This window comes from Olivibacter ginsenosidimutans, assembly GCF_039542865.1.
GTDB classification, from domain to species: Bacteria; Bacteroidota; Bacteroidia; order Sphingobacteriales; family Sphingobacteriaceae; genus Olivibacter; species Olivibacter ginsenosidimutans.
On record NZ_BAABIQ010000039.1, the window covers coordinates 55,664 to 79,319 of the forward strand.

General features: G+C 40.6%; 20 protein-coding genes. 15 read left to right on the plus strand and 5 right to left on the minus strand.

What is annotated here, in order from left to right; all coding sequences use genetic code 11:
* Positions 1–132: 132 nt before the first annotated feature.
* Complete coding sequence (locus tag ABD930_RS14560; protein ID WP_345232468.1) at positions 133–693, minus strand: DUF4168 domain-containing protein; 561 nt, start codon at positions 691–693, stop codon at positions 133–135.
* A gap of 256 nt (positions 694–949) precedes the next feature.
* On the opposite strand from ABD930_RS14560, the gene msrA reads away from it, so the two are divergent.
* The 3 genes from msrA to cls are packed head-to-tail and all read left to right on the plus strand — an operon-like array spanning position 950 to position 3,642.
* Complete coding sequence (gene msrA, locus ABD930_RS14565; protein WP_345232469.1) at positions 950–1,651, plus strand: peptide-methionine (S)-S-oxide reductase MsrA; 702 nt, start codon at positions 950–952, stop codon at positions 1,649–1,651.
* Positions 1,652–1,677: 26 nt separating this feature from the next.
* Positions 1,678–2,193, plus strand: coding sequence for a peptide-methionine (R)-S-oxide reductase MsrB (msrB, locus tag ABD930_RS14570; protein WP_345232470.1), 516 nt, complete (start codon positions 1,678–1,680; stop codon positions 2,191–2,193).
* A 36-nt stretch (positions 2,194–2,229) separates the two neighbouring features.
* Positions 2,230–3,642: a cardiolipin synthase gene (gene cls / locus ABD930_RS14575; protein WP_345232471.1), complete on the plus strand. Its 1,413-nt coding sequence runs from the start codon at positions 2,230–2,232 to the stop codon at positions 3,640–3,642.
* Positions 3,643–3,993: 351 nt separating this feature from the next.
* On the opposite strand, the gene ABD930_RS14580 is transcribed toward cls, so the two are convergent.
* Complete coding sequence (locus ABD930_RS14580; RefSeq protein WP_345232472.1) at positions 3,994–5,433, minus strand: Gfo/Idh/MocA family oxidoreductase; 1,440 nt, start codon at positions 5,431–5,433, stop codon at positions 3,994–3,996.
* 263 nt (positions 5,434–5,696) lie between these two features.
* The gene (locus tag ABD930_RS14585) at positions 5,697–6,158 is read right to left on the minus strand and encodes a DUF4268 domain-containing protein (RefSeq protein WP_345232473.1); all 462 of its coding nucleotides are present in this window, start codon (positions 6,156–6,158) and stop codon (positions 5,697–5,699) included.
* 123 nt (positions 6,159–6,281) lie between these two features.
* Between ABD930_RS14585 and ABD930_RS14590 the strand changes: the two genes are divergently transcribed.
* Positions 6,282–7,448 (plus strand): hypothetical protein, encoded by a 1,167-nt coding sequence (locus ABD930_RS14590; RefSeq protein ID WP_345232474.1) that lies wholly within the window; start codon positions 6,282–6,284, stop codon positions 7,446–7,448.
* A gap of 186 nt (positions 7,449–7,634) precedes the next feature.
* Positions 7,635–9,200, plus strand: a complete 1,566-nt coding sequence (locus tag ABD930_RS14595; RefSeq protein ID WP_345232475.1) for a carboxylesterase/lipase family protein — start codon at positions 7,635–7,637, stop codon at positions 9,198–9,200.
* On the opposite strand, the gene ABD930_RS14600 is transcribed toward ABD930_RS14595, so the two are convergent.
* Complete coding sequence (locus ABD930_RS14600; protein ID WP_345232476.1) at positions 9,193–10,215, minus strand: LacI family DNA-binding transcriptional regulator; 1,023 nt, start codon at positions 10,213–10,215, stop codon at positions 9,193–9,195. The genes ABD930_RS14595 and ABD930_RS14600 overlap by 8 nt on opposite strands.
* 214 nt (positions 10,216–10,429) lie before the next feature.
* On the opposite strand from ABD930_RS14600, the gene ABD930_RS14605 reads away from it, so the two are divergent.
* The 7 genes from ABD930_RS14605 (at position 10,430) to ABD930_RS14635 (ending at position 19,112) form a co-directional block, all read left to right on the plus strand.
* Positions 10,430–11,302, plus strand: coding sequence for an inositol oxygenase family protein (locus ABD930_RS14605; protein ID WP_345232477.1), 873 nt, complete (start codon positions 10,430–10,432; stop codon positions 11,300–11,302).
* Positions 11,303–11,441: 139 nt separating this feature from the next.
* A complete protein-coding gene (locus tag ABD930_RS14610; RefSeq protein ID WP_345232478.1) occupies positions 11,442–13,133 on the plus strand; it encodes a sodium:solute symporter family transporter in 1,692 nt (563 codons plus the stop codon).
* An 86-nt stretch (positions 13,134–13,219) separates the two neighbouring features.
* Positions 13,220–14,467 carry a PQQ-dependent sugar dehydrogenase gene (locus tag ABD930_RS14615; RefSeq protein WP_345232479.1) on the plus strand — a complete coding sequence of 416 codons (1,248 nt, stop codon included), beginning with the start codon at positions 13,220–13,222 and terminating at the stop codon, positions 14,465–14,467.
* A 340-nt stretch (positions 14,468–14,807) separates the two neighbouring features.
* Positions 14,808–15,557, plus strand: a complete 750-nt coding sequence (locus ABD930_RS14620; protein ID WP_345232480.1) for a sensor histidine kinase — start codon at positions 14,808–14,810, stop codon at positions 15,555–15,557.
* The gene (locus ABD930_RS14625) at positions 15,550–16,260 is read left to right on the plus strand and encodes a LytR/AlgR family response regulator transcription factor (protein WP_345232481.1); all 711 of its coding nucleotides are present in this window, start codon (positions 15,550–15,552) and stop codon (positions 16,258–16,260) included. Before ABD930_RS14620 ends, ABD930_RS14625 begins: the two co-directional genes overlap by 8 nt.
* A 221-nt stretch (positions 16,261–16,481) precedes the next feature.
* Positions 16,482–18,755: a cation:proton antiporter domain-containing protein gene (locus ABD930_RS14630; protein WP_345232482.1), complete on the plus strand. Its 2,274-nt coding sequence runs from the start codon at positions 16,482–16,484 to the stop codon at positions 18,753–18,755.
* A 135-nt stretch (positions 18,756–18,890) separates the two neighbouring features.
* Positions 18,891–19,112, plus strand: coding sequence for a hypothetical protein (locus ABD930_RS14635; RefSeq protein ID WP_345232483.1), 222 nt, complete (start codon positions 18,891–18,893; stop codon positions 19,110–19,112).
* Positions 19,113–19,205: 93 nt separating this feature from the next.
* On the opposite strand, the gene ABD930_RS14640 is transcribed toward ABD930_RS14635, so the two are convergent.
* Entirely contained in the window at positions 19,206–19,859 is a 654-nt protein-coding gene (locus ABD930_RS14640; protein ID WP_345232484.1) for an NAD(P)-dependent oxidoreductase, read from the minus strand.
* A 403-nt stretch (positions 19,860–20,262) separates the two neighbouring features.
* Between ABD930_RS14640 and ABD930_RS14645 the strand changes: the two genes are divergently transcribed.
* The 3 genes from ABD930_RS14645 to ABD930_RS14655 all read left to right on the plus strand — a co-directional run bounded on the left by ABD930_RS14645 (position 20,263) and on the right by ABD930_RS14655 (position 23,652).
* Complete coding sequence (locus tag ABD930_RS14645; RefSeq protein ID WP_345232485.1) at positions 20,263–21,693, plus strand: glycoside hydrolase family 140 protein; 1,431 nt, start codon at positions 20,263–20,265, stop codon at positions 21,691–21,693.
* A 161-nt stretch (positions 21,694–21,854) separates the two neighbouring features.
* Entirely contained in the window at positions 21,855–22,427 is a 573-nt protein-coding gene (locus ABD930_RS14650; protein ID WP_345232486.1) for an RNA polymerase sigma-70 factor, read from the plus strand.
* Between the two features lie 88 nt (positions 22,428–22,515).
* Positions 22,516–23,652 carry a FecR family protein gene (locus ABD930_RS14655; RefSeq protein ID WP_345232487.1) on the plus strand — a complete coding sequence of 379 codons (1,137 nt, stop codon included), beginning with the start codon at positions 22,516–22,518 and terminating at the stop codon, positions 23,650–23,652.
* Positions 23,653–23,656 lie beyond the last annotated feature (4 nt).

Here is a 23,656-nt window from a genome sequence, read left to right on the forward strand (position 1 = left end):
TCGAATCGTCATCCCGAGCCTAGTCGAGGGATCTCATCCTTGAATAGATCTCTCTACTTCGGTCGAGATGACGACGCTGTAGACTTTTTTAGACATACCTTCAATAAATAAGGTGCTTCAGTTTAGCAAAAATTAATTGGAAGGAGGTGTCGTTTCGGCCTGCTTTTTCTTCATTTTCTCATCCAGGGTATTCTTAACCTTCGGACTTTGCTGATAAGCTTGTGCGATTTGCACATATGTTTCTACGTTTAACCCTTCTTCTTCTACCGCTTTTGTCATTTTTCCTTCTAACCCTTGTTGCATACCGTTAATTTGCTGTGCAACTTTTTGAAAGGCTTCGATATCTTTTGGGTCTTGCTTTGATGCAGTACTATCTTGGGTCTGTTGGGCCTGAGCCATCGTGTTGAACTTTTCAACGGTCATTCCCTCTTTCTCGATAATTTTAACCATTTCACCCTGAGCTTCTGTTTGTATGGCATTTATCTTTTGATTGGCGTTAAGGAAACGATCAAGCTCTTTTTCTTCAAAATCTTCCTTAACTGGTGCTGCCTGTGTTGGTGCCGTTTGTGTTGCGGGTGGTGTTTGCGGCGTCGTTTGTCCAAAAGCGGTCGAATTAGAGCATACAACTATTAAGAATGCACTTATACCCAAAACCACATTGTACGTTTCGCTAATTCTTTTAAATGTCTTCATTTTTTACGTTTTTTAATAATATACCTATAACTATAACGTGGTATTATAATATTATTGCCTTTGTGGGATTATAAGTTATACGTTTTCCTTACGGAGTTATTTTTTTCTTGTTCGTTTTGAATGTTGAATCTGCCTGTTAATATTTGACAAAAAGTTGAATATCGAATTGCCTTAGCCAAGGATTATTATGGTTAACTTTGGTAAAATGGCTCTTAGGACTATCGGTCATTAGTGAATACCTTAAAGGAGAAATCGTATGAAGACACTTCATCAACACAGTTGGATCGATCGAATAGTCCATCTACTGTTTATATGTGTTACGCTTCCGTTTTTTGCCTGCGGGCAACCGCAAGCAGCACATAAGAAGAGCGAAATATCGGAAGAAGCTATGGAAAAAGAGAAAATAGAGAATAGTAGTAAGAAATCGATCGATACAGCTACTTTTGCTGCAGGATGTTTTTGGTGTGTAGAGGCACAGTTCAAGGAATTGAAAGGTGTGCAGGCAGTTTTTTCCGGATTTACGGGAGGGAAGGTGCCTCATCCCAGTTATGAGGCGGTATGTACAGGACTAACGGGGCATGCAGAAGCTTGTAATATTATCTTTAATCCTTCAGAGATTTCGTATGATGAATTATTAGAAGCGTTCTTTGTAGCACATGATCCAACACAGTTAAATCGTCAAGGCAATGATGTCGGTACACAATACCGTTCCGCCATATTCTATCATAATGATGAACAGCGAAAGTTGGCTGAATATTACATCAAACGTTTGGATCAGGAAAAGGCTTATACTAAACCTATTGTTACCCAAGTGAGGCCATTTACAGTTTTCTATAAAGCCGAAGATTACCACCAAGACTATTACGCCAATAATGGCGCGCAGCCTTATTGCCAGTTTGTGATCAAACCTAAACTGGATAAATTCAATAAGGTGTTTAAAGAAAAGCTGAAACACTAATCGCTTTTTTCTAATACAGCAAAGCAATGAAACATGTTATTTTATTAGGTATATGTATCTTTACACAGATAACGGGATATACACAGACCATGGAAACGAAAGAAAACAAAGGGCATCAACATAATCCTTATTATTCGCACACAGATACGACACATTTGCATGTAAGTAATGCAACATGGAAAAAAATTCTGCCTCCAGATCTTTATCGTGTAGCTAGGGAACAAGGTACAGAGCGAGCCTTTACCGGTAAATATTGGGATAGCGACACGAAGGGTACGTATTATTGTGCTGTTTGTGGGAATAAACTTTTTCGGTCGGATGCCAAATTTGCGAGTAGTTGTGGATGGCCTAGTTTCTTTGAACCGGTAAGATCCAATGGTGTTATCTATAAAACGGATAATTCGTTTGGTATGCATCGGATAGAGGTAGAATGTGCACGATGTAATTCCCACTTGGGCCATATTTTCGATGATGGGCCTGCGCCAACATATAAGCGTTACTGCATGAATTCGGTATCGCTGGATTTTGAGCCAGGTATTTAAATCTACAACAACAAAATTAGTTAAAGCTTGGCGGTAATGAAATTAGATTGGTTTCTGATTTACGAAGTCGTTTATGTTATTGTTGCTATTTTGGTATGCTTACGGATCGTTTACGACACCCGTAATAATACCAAAACCTTAGCCTACCTCTTACTGGTTATTTTCTTACCGATTGTTGGTATTATCTTTTATTTTTCATTTGGTATCAATTACCGAAAGCGGAAGATGTATAGCAAGAAGCTGGTTGAAGATGAAAACCTGACGAAGAGGTTGGCCGACGAAATAGTTAAATATTCAAAAACTACTTTTGACGAAAGCCGAGAAGATATTAGTCAGAATAAAGAACTTATGCTGATGCTATTGCGTGATAGTATGAGTCCGTTAACAGCTAACAATGCTGTTAAATTACTGATAAATGGAGAAAATAAATTTCCTGAGGTCATACAAGCCTTGCGTGATGCAAAAAACCATATTCACATCGAATATTATATTTATGAAGATGATGAAATCGGCCAGACGATTGAACAGTTACTTCTAAAAAAAGTACAGGAGGGTATAACCGTACGGTTTATTTACGATGATTTTGGTAGTAGCTCTATCCGACGTAGGCTAGTTAAGCGTCTAAAGGAAGGTGGCGTTCAGGTCTTTCCGTTTTCTAGGGTTTTGTTCATTGCCTTTGCAAACAGACTGAATTACCGTAATCACCGAAAAATCATTGTGGTAGACGGAAAAACAGCTTTTGTGGGTGGTATAAATGTTAGCGATCGATACATCAATAACGAGACGAATCCCAATAAGCTGTTCTGGCGAGATACTCACCTACGTATTGACGGCCCTGGCGTTCAATATTTGCAACATATCTTTTTATGTGATTGGAATTTTTGTTCGGATGAAAACTTACGTCCAAATGCTACGTATTTTCCTAAAATTAAAGATCTTCCCATTACAGGAAATAAAGTGGTACAAATTGCAGCTAGCGGACCGGATTCGGATACACCACTTATTATGTACTCCTTATTGCAGGCGATCAATCTAGCGACAAAAGAGATCTTAATAACGACTCCTTATTTTATTCCTGATCAAAGTTTGGTTGACGGATTAACAATTGCTGCGCTAAGTGGTGTTTCTGTTAAACTTTTACTACCTGGAATTTCAGATTCCTGGTTGGTAAATTTAGCGGCGCATTCCTACTATCAAGATCTGTTAAAGGTCGGGATAGAAATTTATCAGTATAAAAAAGGCTTTGTCCATAGCAAAACGATGGTTACAGACAGAAGTATGGCCATGGTGGGGTCTGCTAATATGGATAACAGAAGTTTCGACCTGAATTTTGAGGTTAATGCGATTGTGTATGATACAGAGATTGCGATGCAGTTGCGCGATGCCTTTTTTCAAGACTTAAAAGATGCTGAAAAAATAGATGCAATATCTTGGGGAACGCGGCCTTAGTATAAACAATTGCTAGAGCAAACCGCACGCTTGATATCACCTTTGTTATAATAAATTTCTATCACTTTTTCCGCAAACCATGGAGTAGTTTGAATGCCTTTAAAAACAAACTCGATATGAAAAAAGTGACACAAAAGCTCGTCACTTCAAAATTTACCGTAACACTAGTGCATCCCACTGCATAAGGTAAATTTTGGATGCGATATTTTCGGTAATCAACATCAGGTGTTTTTTAACGTATTATTTCTTAATATATAATTTTTTCTGTTAGCGGTTTCCTGGTTATTTTGCAAAGACCTTTAAACAAAAAGGGCCTCAATAACCATACATTTGAGGCCCTTTAAATCGTTTTTAAACTTTATAATACGCTTCCCAGCCTTTTCGAGGAGGTTCACCAACCAGTAGTTCGTTGGCTCTTTTGTTATTCGTGATGATTTTCTTATCTCGATCAAATAACAATTTGGTATTTAATCGCTGCGCTAACACACCTAAGCAGAATACCTGGCTAAGTGGGCCTGCTATATGGAATGGCGAACGGGTTTCTTCTTCTCCTTTACAAGCCAGTAAGAAATTCTTGTAATGATTAGACGGACTTACCGGAACCTCAGGTAATTTGGAAGCCATTTCCTTAGCCTTTTCTTCCGGAATAATCGATAAGGTGCTACCGTGTGTTCCCCCTTTAAACGTTAATTCTTTGCTATAAATAATCTTACCCGGATTAAGTTTGGCAGGTTCAATGGCCCCATTACTTGGGGGTGGGATATTCGGATCTAATCCGGAAACACCATAGCCTTTCGGGATAGGAGGGAGGTTGTCTATGCCGTCATACCAAGTAACTTCCAGTGCAGGCATTTTTTTCCGTTTAGGGAATTTGAATGAAAGGGTTGATGACATCGGGAAGAAGAAATCGTTATGACCCGTCAATTTGACGGCATTTACTTCTTCCGGTAATCCAAGGTCTAGAAATTGATGCGCTGTATCTAAGATGTGTGCGCCCCAATCGCCCAAAGCGCCCATACCGAAGTCGTACCAACAGCGCCATTGTCCGTTAACATAGTCGTGATTATAGTTATGGAAAGGACGTGTCATCAGCCAAGTATCCCAATCCAAGGTAGACGGGATGGGTTCGCCAGGAGGCAGAGACTTTATATTCGGATCCCAACCGTGCCAGCGTCTTGGCGCGTTCATGTGTGCCGTAATCGCCGTTACATCCTTGATGATACCGGCGTCTACCCAAGCTTTGAATTGAAAATAATTGGCCTCAGAATGTCCTTGATTCCCCATCTGTGTAACCACTTTTGGATTTTTCTTTGCGGCCTTCATCATTAATTCAATCTCATTGAATGTCCGCCCCATCGGTTTTTCCGTATAGATATGAATGCCTCGGCTAATAGCCTCCATGACAATGGGAAAATGCGAAAAATCTGGAACGCCAGCGGTTACCGCCTCTATCTGGTTGCCCATTTTGTCGAACATTTCACGAAAGTCTTTAAAGCGAGGCACATCCGGAAACTGTTTGAGTGTTTCCAAGGTATGCGGTGCTCCCATATCTACGTCGCAAAATGCAACAAAGTTTGCTAAACCTGTTTGGTGAAATTCACGTAAAATTTCTCCTCCTCTATTACCTATACCACAACAAGCGAGATTAACCCGTTCGCCGGCTTTAGCTAGTTTAACTTCAGAAAAAGGATTGGTTGTGGCACGTATTATGCCCGGACTAACCGCTGCCGCTGCAGAGAGCATCATTGCCCGCTTTAAAAATGACCTTCTGGAAGAATCTTTTGTATTCATTTTTTTTAATGGTTTATACCTGTTTAGATGTTTGCTGATATATGGCTAGTTTGACATCGGACAGGTCGTTGGTATGTAAATTATTTTTGCCTATTTTTTTATTTAATCCCTTTGCCAACTCGTTAAAAACAAGTCGAAATTGGTTATCAAATGTTGAATATAGGGAATTTTTACAGAAAAAAATCAAGGCTTCGCTGTAACAGATATGTTAAAATTTGTTAAAACAACCGTTTTACGAAAACGATGTCGTAGAGCGATTTCGGTCATTTTAAGGCATCAAATGGATATTTTGCCAAGCTCCAAAATTCGTCTAAAGCTAGGATTCTTTTTTTAAAAAAAGTGATTAATTGCGGCCAGTCTTCTTTTTTAAATACGCTCACTTGATGAATTTCCTGCCAAATCTTACTAATGGTTTTGTCGTATTCATTGACGGCATGTAGCTGCCAGTTCCATTCTTCTTCTAAGGTCTCCTGAAGGAGCTCTTTGAAAACTTCAAACTGCTCAAAAAACAACGCTTGTATTTCCAGGTCAGGATGGCTAATTTCAATGGCAATAGATGCTGTATGCTTATCTGCCGCCATTCTGAAAAACAAATGCTTATGTCCTGTTTTATAGTTTATCCAATTTGTTTTTAGGCCTTCGGCCGAAGGAATAACCGCCATATATTGGCCAAAAGTTGTCCAAAATGCTTGTTTTAGTCGGGATGCCTGTTCGCGTGTATACACCTTTGTGTTGTCAGGTTAGTTTTGTTATTCCATCTCCCAAACTTAGGCAACGTATGTCATTTTTACAATGAAATCCCTATCTTTCACCTGATTTTTAGAAAACAACCCTTATAAACTAAACGAATGAATCGGCGGCGTTTGATTTTATTTCTCTTTCTATTAAGCGGTATTGTCATCATCGTCATGCAATGTACAGAACGGCCTCCCACAGATGTGAGGGGAACAGCATACGCCGCTCAAGAAACCTGTTTACAATGCCATGGAGAAATTGCAAACCAATATGTTCATAATGCGCATTTTAGAACGTCAAGTGTCGTATCATCTGCAAAGATGGCAGATAGTTTAGGGTTAAACGAAGGTATGTATGTTTTTAATAGCCATACGAAAGTAGGCATCGAGAAAAAAGCAGATGGTATTCATCAGATAGCCTATATAAATGGTGAAAATAAGAAAGAAGAGCACGCTGATCTTGCTTTTGGTGCCGGTATCACAGCCTACACTTTGGCTTATTGGTACGATCAAAAGCTCATGCAACTTCCGTTAAATTACTTGACCCAAAGGAAAGAATGGGTGAATAGTCCGGGCTTTCCCTCCGATCAAATTTATTTCGGGCGGGCAATTGTTACGAAATGTTTGGAGTGCCATAGTTCTTTCGTAGAAGCAAGAAAGATTCCTACGAAAGATTTAAGCATGGAAGAAACCTTCGTAAAAAACTCTTTAATTGTTGGTATTGACTGTCAGCGTTGCCATGGGCCTGGTGCGGAACATGTTACGTTTCATCAAGAACATCCAGCGGTTAAGGAAGCAAAATATATGGCTAGTTATCACCAACTATCTCAAGCACAAAAGGTGGATATGTGTGGAGTTTGCCATTCAGGATCCAATGTACAGCTATTAGATCCTGCCTTTTTCTTTAAACCTGGCGATACGCTTCGAAATTTACCTGAATATACGACGTATACAGGTGAAGACCCGGATGTCCATGGTAAACAAAAACAATTATTACAAGCGAGTAAATGCTATCAATTAAGCAATTTAGATTGCAGTTCTTGCCACCGTTTGCATGACCGGGTTGAACCCAGTTTAGCGGTATATTCACAGACGTGCCAAAAATGCCACGAAAAAGTGAAACACCCGTCAATGGATCAAAAAGCGTTACTAGCGGCAAAAGATAACTGTATCGATTGCCATATGCCTGTCAAGTCATCAAAAGCTATTGGTTTTCAACGGAGCGGAAGTAAGGAAATGATTCCTTATCAGCAACGTACCCATAGAATTGCGGTGTATTAGGTTGGTTGTTAATTAGATAATAGGAAGTAGGTAGGGAGTAGTTGGTGGTTTAGTTGTTGGTCGGTATTGCGTAGGGCCTATTGCCTATTGCCTATTGCCTATTGCCTATTGCCTATTGCCTATTGCCTTTTACCTTTTACCTTTTACCTTTTTATTTTTTACTTTTGAATTCAAATCCTATAAACCATGAAAACTATTTTAGGGATGCTGATCGTTCTCGTAATGCAGTTAGTATATGCACAAAACACTGTCGAAGGGGTGCATCCGCGCATAAAGGTTTCCGAGGGTACTCTAGAGGGGCAGTACAAATCAGGAATAGCGTCTTTTAAGGGTATTCCTTTTGCTGCGCCTCCTGTTGGGAAGTTTCGTTGGCGCGAGCCACAGCCCGTGCAGCCTTGGCAAGGTGTACGAAAAGCAGATCGGTTTGGACCTAGAGCAATGCAACGACCTATTTTCGACGATATGCAATTCCGATCAGACGGGATGAGCGAAGACTGTCTGTACCTAAATGTATGGACACCGGCAAAGACATTTAAAGAAAAATTGCCGGTATTGGTTTATTTCTATGGTGGCGGTTTAATTGCCGGAGATGGTTCTGAGTTTCGTTATGACGGAGAAAGTATGGCCCGAAAAGGTATTGTAACGGTTACCGTAAATTATCGGTTGAATATTTTTGGCTTTTTTTCCCATCCGGAGTTAACGTCAGAATCCCCTTACCACGCATCTGGGAATTATGGTTTTTTAGATCAGCTGGCAGCATTAAAATGGGTACAGCAAAATATAGGCGCTTTCGGAGGTGATCCCACAAAAGTTACCATCGCGGGAGAGTCTGCCGGTTCTTACTCCGTAAGCGCACAAATGACCTCTCCTTTAGCAAAAAAACTTTTTCGTGGAGCGATTGGTGAAAGTGGTGCTTTATTAGATAATCATCGTCCGCGACCGTCATTGGCTGAAGCGGAACAAAACGGACTTGCTTTTGCTAAGGCGGTACAAGCAAATTCGCTGGCCGAATTAAGAGCGCTACCTGCTGAAGAACTATTGGCAGCAACAGCTAAGTTCGATGCTAACTTTTCAGCAACCATCGATGGTTATTTTTTCCCAGATGATCCCGTGAGCATATTTAAGCGTGGCGCACAGGCAAAAGTGCCTTTATTGGTAGGGTGGAATACCGAAGAATCAAACTACCGAGGCTTATTGGGAGATAAAGCTCCGAACATCGCTAATTTTAATCAAATCATAAACGAACGGTTTGGTAAGCAGGCAGCACAGCTCTTGCAGGTCTATAAGCCCCAATCGGATGAAGAAGTGAAACAGGTTGCAACTGATTTTGCTGGCGATCAGTTTATCGCTTATGGAACTTGGCGTTGGTCGGATTTGCATAGCCAAACGGGGAATCAACCCGTTTATCGTTATCATTATGCACGGCCAAGGCCGGCGATGCGTCATCAAACGGGTGAAATAGCTACTGGAGCAGTACATTCGGCCGAAATTGAGTATGCTTTAGGTAATTTACCAACCAATAGAGTTTATAATTGGCAACCAGAAGATTACCAGGTATCAGCCATTATGCAAGCTTATTTCGTAAACTTCATCAAAACAACCGACCCGAATGGCCTTGGCCTCCCGGTATGGCCTAGGGTGAAGGCTGGTGAGCCCGCACAACTGATGCATATTGACGTTGAAACGAAAAGCATCACGGAACAGCATCGGGATCGCTACTTATTGTTGGAAAAATTGTCTGATGCTAAGTAGTATACAGCATTGTCGATTTCCTCAGATCAAGTTTTGAAGGGATAATGACTTTGGTTTCCGCTGGATCCACTGATTTTCCTTTAATGGTTTTGATGAGTAAGGAAGCTGCGGCTTGCCCCATTTCAAAGGCAGGCTGCGTAATCGTCGTCATAGGTGGTTGTAAAATAGATGCCGTGGGTAAATTAGCAAAAGCTGCAATCTTTATAGTTTCTGGAATGCTTAAATGCTTTAACGCACAAGCATGATACGTACATATTACCAACTTCTCTACGGAGGCAATAATGGCATCTGGTCTGTTCTTATGGCCAAGCCGATATTGTATTAATCGTTCATTTTCCTGATCATGATTGGAACATACGATTAAGTTTTCGGTATTAAATATTAATCCATAATCCAGCAACGCTTGTTTATAGCCCTCTAAACGGGTCTTTATGATCGACAAGGCATTGGAAAATAATAGAAAATCAATATTGCGACAGCCCTGCTGAATGAGGTGTTCTGTCAATAAATAACTTGCACGGTAATCATTTGTCGTAACTTCTCCTCGTCCGATATTTTCGAAAATACGATCAAAAAATACAACAGGCAGACCTGCCGCAACTAATTCATTAATGTGATATGCTTCTTCGCTCTGTCGGGTGACAGAAATAAGCAGGCCATCAATCCGCCCATTGAGCAATTCCTTCAAAATAGCTTTTTCCCGTTCCAATTGTTCATGGGTTAAATAAATCAATACATGGAAACCATCCGCATAGGCAATCTTTTCTACGCCATTAATTGCCTGGGCAAAATAACTGTCGGCCACTTCGGGGATAACCATTGCAATGGTTTTGCTTTTTTTACCCCTTAAGCTACTCGCTTGGGCATGAGGAATATAACGGAGCTCTCTAGCGAGCTTTAAAACCCGCTGTTTTGTTTCATCACTGATATCATAACTGTCGCTTAGCGCCTTTGATATGGTTGCAGTGGATAAATTGAGCGCTTTAGCCAAATGCTTCATACTTATATTTTTCATACCTATGTTGCTTGTTGGTTCTTAACTTAGCTTTACGTAATCGATTAAGTAAATATATCTAATCAAAAACAATTTATCCTAAAGAAATTGTCGCAAATTTGGTTATTCCAATTAGCTAAATGGCGAATGAGCCAATAGGATAATAAGCTAATTTTTAATGGATTTGTACGTAAAAGAATAGGGAACAACGAATAACTAACAAACAATAACCATTATGAGCAATCAAATAAGTCATACACCACTGCCAGATTTAGATTTATGGGAAGACGATTTATTGCGCCGTTATCCTGATCCAGACACCATCGCAAGTAGCAAAACGAAAGAGGAATATCGAAATTATGAGGAACCTAGTCGTGATAGTGTCAAGGAGTTTTATCGCTTAAATCATACCCATCAAACGTATGCGTTTGTAGAAGAGAAAAAACGGGAATTTTTGAAATTCGATAAGAAAGAGATGCCCATATGGGACGCTTTTGATTTTTTAAATCAATTGGTAGATGATTCGGACCCCGATACCGATTTAGATCAATTTCAGCATTTATTGCAAACGGCTGAGGCTATACGGGCTGATGGGCATCCGGATTGGATGGTGTTAACTGGATTGTTCCACGATATGGGCAAGGTTCTTTGCTTGTTTGGTGAACCGCAATGGGCTGTCGTGGGTGATACTTTCCCTTTGGGATGCGCATTTTCCGATAAGATTGTTTATCCAGAGTTCTTTCAAGCCAATCCGGATTATCATCATCAATTGTATAGTACCAAATATGGTATTTATGCGCCGCACTGTGGCTTAGATAAGGTCCAGTTATCATGGGGGCATGATGAATATATTTACCATATGATGAAGGATTACTTGCCTGAATGTGCACTATACATGTTGCGTTACCACTCTTTTTACGCCCAACATCGTGAACATGCTTATGATCATTTATTGAGCAAGCATGATCAGGAAATGTTTTATTGGGTTAACCTTTTTAATCCGTACGATCTCTATTCTAAAAATCCTGTTCCCCCTGATTGGAATAAATTAAAGCCCTATTATGAAGATTTAGTCGCTAAATACCTTCCAGCAACCTTGAAATTTTAATGGAGGCAAATAATTTTCTAAAAAAGAGTTTCTTTTTTGTGATTAGGCTACATTTTAATGGAGGATATTCGTAAATACGTGTATTTTAGCTATGTTTGCGGCTGTGCATCCAATTATTACTGTCGTTTAATTTACATTTATGTCTACTCATCTCGTTATTTGGGATTTCCTTGTTTTCGCCCTATATTTTGTTTTGGTCGTTTCCTACGGGTATTTTATCTACAAAAAGAAGAAGAAATCTGAAAGCAGCGATTCCAAAAACTTTTTTTTGGCAGAAGGTTCCCTAACGTGGTGGGCAATCGGAGCCTCTATTATTGCTTCCAATATATCTGCTGAGCAGTTTATAGGCATGAGCGGTGACGGCTTTTTCGCTGGTATAGCCGTTGCCGTTTATGAATGGTTAGGGGCGGCAACGTTGATACTGGTTGCTTTTTTCTTGATGCCCATTTATATTAAAAACAAGATTTATACTATGCCACAGTTTTTAACCATGCGTTATAACAGTCAGGTGGCATTGATTATGTCTATTTTTTGGCTTTTTCTATATGTGTTTGTCAATCTTACCTCTATTCTTTATTTGGGTGCGTTGGCCATTAACGGCTTATTAGGTGGAGGCTATTTTCATGAAGTGATGTTGGTGCTGGCCCTATTCGCCATATTCATAACCCTTGGCGGAATGAAAGTTATTGGTTATACCGATGCTATACAAGTGGCAGTATTGATTATCGGTGGTTTAGCCACGACCTACATGGCTTTAACCATCGTTAGCCAAAATTTTGGGTTTGGTAAAGATGCTTTAGCGGGCTTTAAGGTCCTAATGCACGAGGCACCTGATCATTTTCATTTGATGTTTAAGAAGCCAAAAGTGGATGCACCGCAGATAGATATCGATAAATACTTGATATTACCCGCTTTCGGTATGTATGCAGCAGGGCAGTGGATCAGTAACTTAAATTATTGGGGTTGCAATCAATACATTACACAGCGGGCATTGGGTGCTGATCTCAAAACTGCCCGTACCGGGATCTTGTTTGCCAGTTTACTTAAAATTTTAATGCCTGTTATTGTCATGTTACCGGGTATTATCGCTTATGTGCTCTATCAAAAAGGCTTGCTTCCCGGTATGGAAGATGGCAACAAAGATTCGGCGTATTCAGCGATCTTAGCCTTCTTGCCCACCGGTTTGAAAGGTTTAGCGGTTGCAGCCTTAACGGCTGCGATTGTTGCCTCATTGGCGGGGAAAGCGAATAGTATATCCACGATTTTTACAATGGATATCTACAAAAAATACCTCCATAAAGATGCGGGCGAAGTTGCGATGGTTAAAACAGGACGCCTAACCGTTATCGTAGCCATGTTGCTAGGAATAGCCTTTACTTGGAACGATCTACTGGGTATTAGCGGCGAAGGAGGATATACTTTTGTGCAGAAGTATTCCAGCTTTATTAGTCCGGGAGTCCTGGCCACCTTTTTATTGGGAATGTTTTGGAAGCGTACAAGTGGTGCTGCTGCGGTGGCTGGTATTGTTACCGGTTTTTTAGCTTCTATTTTTTTCAACCAGTTGGCTGTTCGTATTTTTGGTCCGGAAACCTGGTTGTATTCGGCTTTCCGTAATTCGGAAGGTGTCTATGAAATCCCATTCTTTATTTGCTTAGGCTGGTCTTTTCTAACAACGATGTTGGTCATGATAGGCATCAGTTTGGCAGGTCCTGTAATAAGCGAAAAAGCCATTTTTCTGGATAAAGCGATGTTTAAATTGGAGCCATCGTCCATTATACTAAGCGTCACAACCATGCTGTTGTTGGCGGCTATCTATAGTAGATTTTGGTAAATAAATCAACCTACCTATCCTACATGATAGGAATATGCAGAGATATGTTTAGTTTTGCGGCCGCAGACTAAACAAGCAAGAATAAAATGTACAAAAGCCTAAAAAAAATTATTACTGCTGGCGTGATAACGAGCGCCTGTTTCGGTTGTCAGCCAACCGCAAAGCAATCCGTGAAAATTGCTCCTATTAAAGTTGATTCCGGTTTTACAGCAACGATAGTTGCCGATTCACTTGGCGCAGCTAGGCACATAAGTGTCAATAAGCGTGGTGATATTTATGTTAAACTTGCCCATTTGAAGGATGGAAAAGGTATTTATTGTTTATCCGATACCGATGGAGATGGCGTTATAGACCAAACAACAGCTTTTGGCGATTACCCGGGCACCGGCATCCTGATTAATGGTGATTATTTATACGCTTCTTCTAACACAACGGTATATCGGTACAAATTAGATCAAAACCAACACGTAATCGATACATTGCATCCGGAAATTATTGTAAAGGGATTGGTAGAACGGGCCGTTGATGGAGCGAAGCCCCTGGTCATTGACCCCCAGCAAAATTTATATGTAGCCGTAGCATCTTATTCGGATGCCTGTGCAAATGAATCTAAGGACGGAAAATCCTGTCCGTTACTGGACTCTGTAGCCGGAATCTGGCAATTCAGTGCAAATAAGCAAAACCAAAGCTATGCTGATGCTATTCATTACGCCACAGGTCTAAAGGGAGTAATGGGTTTTGCTTGGAACGATAGTTCGCAGGCATTGTTCGCATTGCAACACGGTAGGGGTGCCTTTCACGAGAAATATCCGCAATATTTTGATGCGGCGTATTCGGCAAACTATCCAGCAGAAACGTTTTATGAATTGACGAAAGGTGCCGATGCCGGTTGGCCTTATATTTATTACGATCAGGATCAGCATAAAAAATTGCAAGCGCCAGAATTCGGTGGCGATGGAAAGCGGGAGGGAGACGCTAAATATTTGGATCCCATTATGGCTTTTCCTGCACACTTAGGTCCTAATGCACTCTTATTTTATACGGGGGATATGTTTCCTGAAAAGTATAAAAATGGAGCTTTTATAGCCTTTCACAGTCAATCGTCAACACTTCATAAAGGTTTTTGTGTGGCCTTTGTTCCCTTTAAAGATGGGAGGCCTTCTGGCGACTGGGAAATTTTTGCCGATGGTTTTGCGGGTATTGATTTAGCCAAACCGGAGGGTCCGGCACAACATAAACCTTGCGGATTAGCGCAGGGACCAGATGGTGCACTTTATGTGAGCGATGACATGCAAGGAACTATTTATAAAATAACCTATCATGGAAAAAGCTAAGAGGTTATGTCAATATCCTATTAAAGTAAAAAGCATAAAAAGCGAATCAGCCGCAGGAATGTGGTAATCCGGTTTAAGGAGATAAAGATTTGTTAATTCGTTTTAGCAATATGTTAAAATATGTTAAAACCTAGAAATAATTTGCAGGGAACGTTTCCGGTCCTTATATTTGTGTCATCATAATTTAGGTTTATAATTGGTTAGTAAAGGTCTTCAATCTCCCCGGTTGGAGACCTTTCGTTTTTTAAATCAATAAGAAACCAAGTGCATATTTGTTAGTAGCTTTAAAATTGCATAATTATAGTAGTTTACATATGTTTGCCTACAAAAGAATACTATTTTGTTCAATCAAGAATCCATAAAGCCCCTGCTCTTTGTTGTTGGTATAATGGCCTTCGCATTTATTGTTGTATCATTCGTTTTATGGAATAAATTAAACGTTTTCAAAAAGGAGAATAGTAGATTAAAACGGAATTATCAAGAGCTGGAGAAAAAAAGCGCTGTTGTTGACGATGAAGTATTACGCTATAAGCTCAATCCGCATCTTTTTAAGAATGCACTCAATGCGATACAATCGCATGCCTATCAAAGCTATTATGCCTTGGATAAACTATCCAATGTATTAGATTATATCTTATATGAATCAAGTACACAATATGTGCGGTTAAGAGAAGAGGTTGAATTTACGAAAAGCCTTATTGAAATAAATCGATTAAAAACGAGTCCGCTCTTTAATTTACATGTAAAAAACAAGGTGGATACAACAGATCCCCTCTATGAAAATGGCCTAATTGCACCGTTAATCACCATAAACCCGATAGAAAATGCCTTTAAGCATGCCAATCTCCATCGGGAAGACGCCTTTATATCCATCGTTTTTGATTTAGTAGATGGTTGGTTCCAACTTTCGGTTTCCAATAGTGTGGACGACGGAACGCAGTCGGAAAATGAGAAAGGGGGCTTAGGGAATCCGACCTTCAGCAAACGCTTAAAACGGATTTATGGAGAAGATTTTGACTATAATGAATCCGTTGGCAATGGCATCTACAGTACGTCTTTAGCTATCAAATTGAGGGAGCCTTATGGTTAGATGCATATTGATAGATGATGAGCTTCCCGGACTTGGCTATTTACGACGCCTATGCGAACAGATTCCTGATGTAGAGGTCGTGAAAGCCTACACCGATCCCAAAAAATTTTTAAAAGAGGTGGATGATCTCACTTTTGACCTGTGTATACTCGATATTGAAATGCCGGGAATGAATGGTTTGGAAGTTGCTAAACATCTACGGGATAAATTGATTATTTTCTGCACGGCCTATAAAGAATACGCTGCGGAAGCTTTTGATCTGGAAGCAATCGATTATGTTCGAAAACCCATCCAGCAAGATCGTCTGGAAAAGGCTTTGCAAAAGGCGAAATTACAGTTAGAGCAAGGGAAAATAGCAGATGAATTTATCCATATCAATAGTAATAAGGGAAAAACCTTTCTTTACTTCAGTGAGTTGCTCTATATTACTGTTGCAGATACGGATAAACGAGACAAACGGGCTGTTCTCCGAAATGAAACGGAACTGATACTCAAAAACATCTCGTTCGATGATCTGATGAAATACTTGCCTAAAAGTATTTTTATTAGAATAAATCGGCAAACCATATTGGCAAAAAAGATCATAACGGCCTATACCGCCGATACCATAACAACGGCTATAATAGGACCTGATGGTAAGCCGGTAAAGTTTGCACTGAATGAGCATTATCGAAAAAACTTTTTGGATTATTATAAGCATTAGTGTCATCATCTCCGTCATGAAGGTACCCGAAAAGTTTTATTTTATTATCGAATTATTATAGAATTGCTTCACCTTGGTTCCTCAGGTTTGCCAAGAAGAGAGAAGGAGCCCTTTCATTACAAAATTTATCCGCTTCATTACAAAATTCTTTCCGCGACTTTTCAAATAAGGGATGTACCTGTATTTTAGCAGTCCTCTAGACGCTATTGGGCATATTTACTATGAAGGGAATTAGGAATTTAATATTTTATATTGCGGTCATTGGCGGACTTTCTGTCTTTATCTATTTTATCATTCTCCATGGAGAATCGTTTCAAGAAGGCAGGCTTTCGATAGCAGTTTCCAGCTCGGCAACTTCCAGCTGGAGCCATTTTATCGAATCCATGGCACATAGTGTAACCAATCCCTTTGCCATCCTGTTGTTACAGATTATAGCCATTATATTGGTTGCACGGGTTTTTGCTTTTCTATGTAGAAAGATTGGCCAACCGTCTGTCGTCGGTGAAATCATTGCGGGGATCGTTCTCGGGCCCTCTCTTGTAGGAACGTATTTCCCCGAATTTTCGGCCTTCCTGTTTCCAGCTTCGTCTTTAGGCAACTTAAGCATCATGAGCCAAGTCGGACTAATCCTATTTATGTATGTGGTTGGTATGGAGTTAGATTTGAAGGTGTTGCGTAATAAAGCACATGAAGCAGTGGTTATCAGTCATGCCAGTATTATTTTTCCTTTTGCGCTGGGAGTTGTACTGGCATATTTTATCTATCAGCAATCGGCTCCGGATCACGTGAGCTTCATCTCTTACGCGCTGTTTATCGGCATATCGATGAGTATAACCGCCTTTCCCGTTTTAGCACGAATTGTACAGGAAAGAGGCCTTACCAGAACAAAATTGGGATCTGTTGTCATTACCTGTGCTGCTGCAGACGACATTACAGCCTGGTGCATATTGGCTGCTGTAATAGCCGTAGTTAAGGCAGGTTCACTACTTAGTGCGGGCTACACGTTATTACTCGCGATCGCTTATGTTTTTCTGATGTTGAAGGTGGTTCGTCCCTTTTTAAAACGGATGGGTGATATTTATTCCAATAAAGAAGCGTTAAGCAAACCCGTTGTAGGCGTTTTCTTTGTGACACTTTTATTATCCGCTTGGTGTACAGAAGTTATTGGTATTCATGCGCTTTTTGGCGCTTTTATGGCTGGCGTGATTATGCCGGTGAATGTCAATTTCCGGAATATTTTTGTAGATAAAGTGGAAGACGTCGCCTTGGTATTCTTGCTCCCCTTATTTTTTGTGTTTACAGGATTGAGGACGCAAATAGGGTTACTAAATGAGCCAGGTTTGTGGCAGTTATGTGGATTAATTATTTTGGTTGCCGTAGCAGGTAAATTTCTGGGTAGTGCACTTGCTGCCCGTTTTGTAGGGCAAAATTGGCATAATAGCCTCACGATAGGTGCCTTAATGAATACCCGAGGTCTTATGGAATTGGTGGCCTTAAATATTGGTTATGATCTAGGCGTATTAAGTCCTTCGGTATTCGCAATGTTGGTTTTAATGGCCTTAGTGACTACCTTTATGACAGGGCCAGCCTTAGACCTCATCAATAAATTATTTAAAAATGAAGAAGAATCGGTTGTTGAATTGAGTATGAAGGATAAGTATAATATCCTCATTTCTTTCGGTAATCCGATTACCGGTAAGCTCTTGGTGAGATTAGCGCATGCGATGGTTCGCAAGTCGCGCGAATCGGCAACGATAACCGCTTTACATCTTTCCCCTGGTAATGAATTGAATCACTTTAATATGGGAGCCTATGAAAGTGAAAGTTTTGCTCCGATCAAAGAAGAGGCCAATAAACTCAATCAACCGGTAATCTCTTTATTTAGACCATCGCAACGTATTGACGATGAAATTATTGAAATGGCCAATGAGGGGAATTTTGATTTATTATTAATCGGTATCGGACAATCGGTTTTTGAAGGTACTTTTTTAGGTAAGATCCTCGGTTTTACTACACGTGTTATTAATCCCGAACGGATATACGATAGCTTAACAGGTAAAGAGAATTTGTTTACCGTTGGTGTTTTTGATGAACGTACGAAACAAATTTTGAAGTCGACCAAAATTCCTACCGGAATCCTTATTGATAAAAATCTAGGCGAGATAAAACAAGTTATTGTCCCTGTTTTTTCGCTAAGTGATAGCTTTTTATTGATTTATATACAGAAATTAATTCATAACGGACAAGTAAAGATTACCGTATTGGATGTAACCGGTGTAATCAAACATGATGTCGAGTTCAAGGAAGCTATACGGGCCATTCAGCAGGTTGCATCGGATTACATTACTTGGACACATCATGATCAGATGAAGATGGAATCTTTGGCCCAGCAAGACTTGATGATTATTAGTCATAATAGCTGGAAAACGGCCATTGAAACGAGAAGTGTTTGGTTGGCAGAAACACCTTCTGTTTTAATTATGAAACCGGCTTAGGGAAGTGATGAGCCTGTTCACCTACCGGCGGGTTGCGTGTTGACAACTCACAACTTTAGAAAGGTTTTGATACGTATGTCTTGATACGAATTAAGTAGTGATAGTAATTGAGTGTGTAAACATAAATTTAATCTTATGGAAACGTTAAAATTTAAAACAAGCTTGGATAAGCCTTCTGCTTTAAAAGAAATCGCCCCGCTCTTAAAAGGGGTACACGGTTTAAAGCGGTGGACAGTAGATTTTGACTCCATCTACAATTTGTTGATTGTGGAGGGGATTGGTTTGTGCGCATTAGAAATTATCAATAGCCTGCAGCATGCGGGCTTTATGGCGATGCGCCTGTATGAAGAAGGGTGATAAAGAATGTCCGAAAAGTCCACATTGCTGTCATTACCATACTCATCGTAATGACGCGTTTTTTGCAAAGGCTTTCCGGACACTTCCTTCCTGTTAATAACCCACAGTAAAACGCTGTTTGCGATGTTTAGGATGTAAGGCCTCATCAACGATTGCTACCGCGAGGTCGTCTACGGTAATCCACGAGCGGCCGCTTTCATCGGCTACCGGATAGTCTGTTCCAATGCGATAAGTTCCCTTGCGCTCGCGAGGTAATCCCTGATGCATTTCAGGTGCAGGGCTAATAAAGGTCCAATCCAGTTCTTTTTCTTCTTTTAAGATGTTCAAATAATCCCGGGCTGCGCTGGCACCTGTTTTCCAGTCGTCTGGAAATTCGGGGGTATCTACCAATTGCCTGCCATCTGGGGTGTATAGACTACCTGCACCACCAATAACCAGTAAACGTTTTACGCCAGCTTTTTTTACACCTTCCTGAATGGCTGTTGAACCGGCTATGAAATCCTCATAAAGCGTTGGATCCGCCCAACCTGCGTTATAGGCACTGATGACTACGTCATAATCCTTCACTGCAGCGGCAAGTTCATCAATATGGGTAACATCGGCTTTTATGACATGCAGTTTTTCGCTAGTTTCAGTTAATTTAGCGGGGTTGCGAACAATGGCGGTAACCCCTTCGCCTCGGGATAATAATTCGTTTAGAACCGTTGCGCCAACAAATCCTGTGGCACCAATTAATGCAATTTTCATGATGAAAGTAAAATTAATAAAGTAAAAATTCAAAAGCCTGCCTCCCGTTAGGGAGGGTAAAAAAACCGAGTTGTTATTTTTCTCTTATTGCTACACAAAGATACAAGCGCTATAGTTGATTTCGGTTGATATAAGGTAAAGAATTGCCCTAAAATGCTATTATGTAAATGTGCAATAGAAGTTATGAAAATTTGCAATTAAACAAATATTTCATCTCCGGCATCAATTACAAAAACATTGGTTTACGGCGGAGAGGAAAATGAAAAACGATCAAAATATACAATTATAAGCTGGAAAAATATAGCCGATGAATAGTTGCAATCATGGGTAATTTATCCGGTCTTGCTATTTCATTTTCACTGTAATATTTTGTAAACTTAGGGTGTATTTTAAGGAACCAATTATGATTATCAATTCTTCAAAATGGCTACGGAAGCAAGCATTGTTCGTGTGTTTTGCTGTTTGCTTGGCAATGTATAGTATTGCAGTGGGGCAGCCGCAGGAAAAGAAACGTTTAATTGTTTCTGGAGATGGTCATGGATTGCAGTTTGAAAATGGCACACCTTTTTTCTGGTTAGGAGATACCGGTTGGGAATTATTTCATCGGCTTACACTGCCCGAGATTGAACAATATTTAGATAACCGTGCAGCCAAGGGGTTTACGGTGATTCAGGCTATTGTATTGGCCGAGTTTGACGGATTGAAACGGCCCAATCCTTATGGCGAATTGCCTTTGATTGATCAAGATCCAACAAAACCCAATGACGCCTATTTTAAAGTAATCGATAGCACCGTTCAGATGGCATCAGAACGAAAGTTAATTTTAGGCTTGCTTCCCACTTGGGGCGACAAGGTAACAAAGGCATGGGGAACGGGGCCAATGATTTTTGATAGCGTTAATGCCTACGCTTACGGTCATTGGTTGGGTAAACGCTATCAGGATCGGCAAAATATTGTTTGGATTTTAGGGGGCGATCGGCCGCCTGTCTTCGAAGGTAAAGATTTCCGCCCTGTTTGGCGTCAAATGGCTAAAGGACTTCGAGATGCTACAAAGGGAAGATGTTTAATCGCTTATCATCCTTGGGGCGGGAACGTGTCTAGTTCCAGCTGGCTGCAACAAGAAGATTGGTTGGATATCCATATGTTCCAGTCTGGGCATGGAGATGGACACGATGTGCCCAGTTGGAAAACGGTAAAACGCGACCTTCAATTGCAGCCTGCGAGGCCGACGCTGGATGGGGAACCCAATTATGAAGACCACCCGGTCAATCCTTGGCCAAAATGGAATCCTGACAACGGTTATTTCCGCGATTACGATGTGCGTAAACAATGTTATCGCTCTGTTTTTGCAGGAGCTTGCGGCGTTACTTATGGTCATCACGCCATTTGGCAATTTATGAGTGCCCGCGAAGAATTGATCAATTTTGCCGACCGCGGTTGGGTCAACGCAATGGATAGGCCCGGTGCTTTTCAAGTAGGATATTTACGTAAACTCATTGAATCTAGACCATTTTTGAACAGGGTGGCTGATTCGAACTTGGTTGTTGGTGGCTTGGGTGTGCGATCGGAACATATGGAAGCATTCCGTGGCGATGAGAATCACTATGCGATGGTTTATTTGCCGATAGGGCGAACAATTGAACTGAACATGAGCTTTATGAAAGCGAAAGAGATTAAGGCGTGGTGGTTTAACCCTAAAACAGGAGAGGCAACACCATTAGGCCATCTAAAACGGTTAGATAAAATGAAGTTTACTACCCCAACTCAAGGTAAAGAAAATGACTGGGTATTGGTGGTAGAAGATGCGAATAGGAAGTATCAGACTTTGCAATGATGCAAATATAAATCGGTGTTGCAAAAGAATGTATATGCTCAAAAAAACATATAAATAGTGACGCAATTTAAAATTGTCCAACTTTTTATATAGATTCGTGCCGCGTAGTATACTTAACCACACGTTGCCTAGTTTTTAGCATAAACTTAAGAATGGAATCGATGCTAACCAAATATGGAAGCTTTACGGACGAACAGTTGCTCGAACATGTCCAACAAAATAGTGAAGAGGCCTTTACGGAACTATACCATCGATTTTGGAAAAAATTATTTGTCGTAGCAGCCAATAAACTTCAGGACAAGGCTGTAGCGGAAGAGTTAGCACAAGATTTATTGGCTGATGTTTGGCAACGCAGGCACAGTATACGCATCACTACTACACTGCAGGCGTATATGGCCGTATCGATGAAATATAAAATCATCGATTATCTGGCACATCTCAACCATCGCCAAAAGTACCAAGCTTATATTCAATCAACCGGTACATCTCTAGATCACGGAACCGAGAAATGGTTAAACTTCGAGGAATTAAGGGTCCGGCTTGAACAATATGTGAACGATTTACCTGAAAAATGCCGATTGGTTTACCAACTTAGCAAGGAGCAGGGCTATAAAAATCAGCAAATTGCGCAAGAGAAGGGTATCTCGGAGAAAACAGTAGAAGCGCATCTTACCCGGGCTCTTAAGGTATTGCGGCGCAAGCTCAGCCATTTCCTATTTTCCCTTCTTTTTTAAAGCACGTCGCCGCCTTCAAAAAAAAATCTTTTTGATATAGGGTTTTTTCATTCACAACCGATATTATATTACAAAGACCAATACTTGCATGGGACAAGAAATTGATAAACGTTATTTAGAACTTGCCGAAAAATGGTTGAATGGCACCATAACCCCAGAAGAAGAGGTTGTTTTTGCCAACTGGTATAACCAAAACCAAGACAATACCGTATGGGTAGAAAGCGATTATGCCGCCAACGAAGTAGTTCTGCGGGAGCGCATACGCAAGCGTTTACAGGCTCGTAATAAATCTGTACGTATCGGTCAAGAAAAATGGAAGCCATACGCCTATCCACTTGCAGCAAGTATTGTATTGTTGTTGGCCGTGGCCGTTTACTTCGGCACATCTCACTATTTTGAAAAAGGGGAAACGACCGATATTCTGCCCGGTGGTAACCATGCCGTGCTGACCTTAGGCAACGGTAAAAAAATCTCATTAGATGAGGTTAAAAATCAACATCTCATAACCGCCTCGGGCATAAACCTCACCAACACAGATGAAGGTACCTTGGTATATACTTCTACTGCACTTGCTGCACCTGATCAATCCACCGAGAAAAATCAGATTGCCACACCAAATGGTGGAAAATACCGTATTCTTTTGTCTGATGGGTCAACCGTTTGGCTAAATGCCTCTTCTTCCATTAGCTTTCCGGTGGTCTTCAGCGATACAGCCAGAGAAGTTGAACTGGAGGGAGAAGCTTACTTTGAAATCCAAGCCGATAAACACCGGCCTTTTCGTGTCGTAACGGCAAAACATACCGTAAATGTATTGGGCACTTCCTTTAATATTTGTGCTTATCCAGACGATGCTGCAACCAAAACAACGCTCATAAATGGTGCCGTACAGGTAGCAACCGCTCAGACGCATACGCTATTACAGCCTGGCCAACAAGCTGCAAGCTTCTTGGCTGATGCTCGTTTACAAGTAAGCGAAGTGGATGTTGAAGCAGCCATGGCGTGGAAAATGGGCTTTTTTACCTTTGATAATGAAAGTCTTGCCGAAGTCATGAAAAAAGTTTCCAGATGGTATGATGTGGAGGTGGTTAACCAAAGTAAGTCAAATGACTTTAGATTTGGTGGAACCTTTTCATGCAACAAGAAGCTGTCCGAATTATTACGCCACCTGGAAGAAATCAGCAATTATCATTTTACCCTCAAAGAAAGGAGGATTATCGTCCAATAAAGAC

Coding starts and splice junctions, on each gene's coding strand:
- ABD930_RS14560 (WP_345232468.1), bottom strand. CDS start 693: ATGAAGACATTTAAAAGAATTAGCGAAACGTACAATGTGGTTTTGGGT.
- msrA (WP_345232469.1), top strand. CDS start 950: ATGAAGACACTTCATCAACACAGTTGGATCGATCGAATAGTCCATCTA.
- msrB (WP_345232470.1), top strand. CDS start 1,678: ATGAAACATGTTATTTTATTAGGTATATGTATCTTTACACAGATAACG.
- cls (WP_345232471.1), top strand. CDS start 2,230: ATGAAATTAGATTGGTTTCTGATTTACGAAGTCGTTTATGTTATTGTT.
- ABD930_RS14580 (WP_345232472.1), bottom strand. CDS start 5,433: ATGAATACAAAAGATTCTTCCAGAAGGTCATTTTTAAAGCGGGCAATG.
- ABD930_RS14590 (WP_345232474.1), top strand. CDS start 6,282: ATGAATCGGCGGCGTTTGATTTTATTTCTCTTTCTATTAAGCGGTATT.
- ABD930_RS14595 (WP_345232475.1), top strand. CDS start 7,635: ATGAAAACTATTTTAGGGATGCTGATCGTTCTCGTAATGCAGTTAGTA.
- ABD930_RS14600 (WP_345232476.1), bottom strand. CDS start 10,215: ATGAAAAATATAAGTATGAAGCATTTGGCTAAAGCGCTCAATTTATCC.
- ABD930_RS14605 (WP_345232477.1), top strand. CDS start 10,430: ATGAGCAATCAAATAAGTCATACACCACTGCCAGATTTAGATTTATGG.
- ABD930_RS14610 (WP_345232478.1), top strand. CDS start 11,442: ATGTCTACTCATCTCGTTATTTGGGATTTCCTTGTTTTCGCCCTATAT.
- ABD930_RS14615 (WP_345232479.1), top strand. CDS start 13,220: ATGTACAAAAGCCTAAAAAAAATTATTACTGCTGGCGTGATAACGAGC.
- ABD930_RS14625 (WP_345232481.1), top strand. CDS start 15,550: ATGGTTAGATGCATATTGATAGATGATGAGCTTCCCGGACTTGGCTAT.
- ABD930_RS14630 (WP_345232482.1), top strand. CDS start 16,482: ATGAAGGGAATTAGGAATTTAATATTTTATATTGCGGTCATTGGCGGA.
- ABD930_RS14635 (WP_345232483.1), top strand. CDS start 18,891: ATGGAAACGTTAAAATTTAAAACAAGCTTGGATAAGCCTTCTGCTTTA.
- ABD930_RS14640 (WP_345232484.1), bottom strand. CDS start 19,859: ATGAAAATTGCATTAATTGGTGCCACAGGATTTGTTGGCGCAACGGTT.
- ABD930_RS14645 (WP_345232485.1), top strand. CDS start 20,263: ATGATTATCAATTCTTCAAAATGGCTACGGAAGCAAGCATTGTTCGTG.
- ABD930_RS14650 (WP_345232486.1), top strand. CDS start 21,855: ATGCTAACCAAATATGGAAGCTTTACGGACGAACAGTTGCTCGAACAT.
- ABD930_RS14655 (WP_345232487.1), top strand. CDS start 22,516: ATGGGACAAGAAATTGATAAACGTTATTTAGAACTTGCCGAAAAATGG.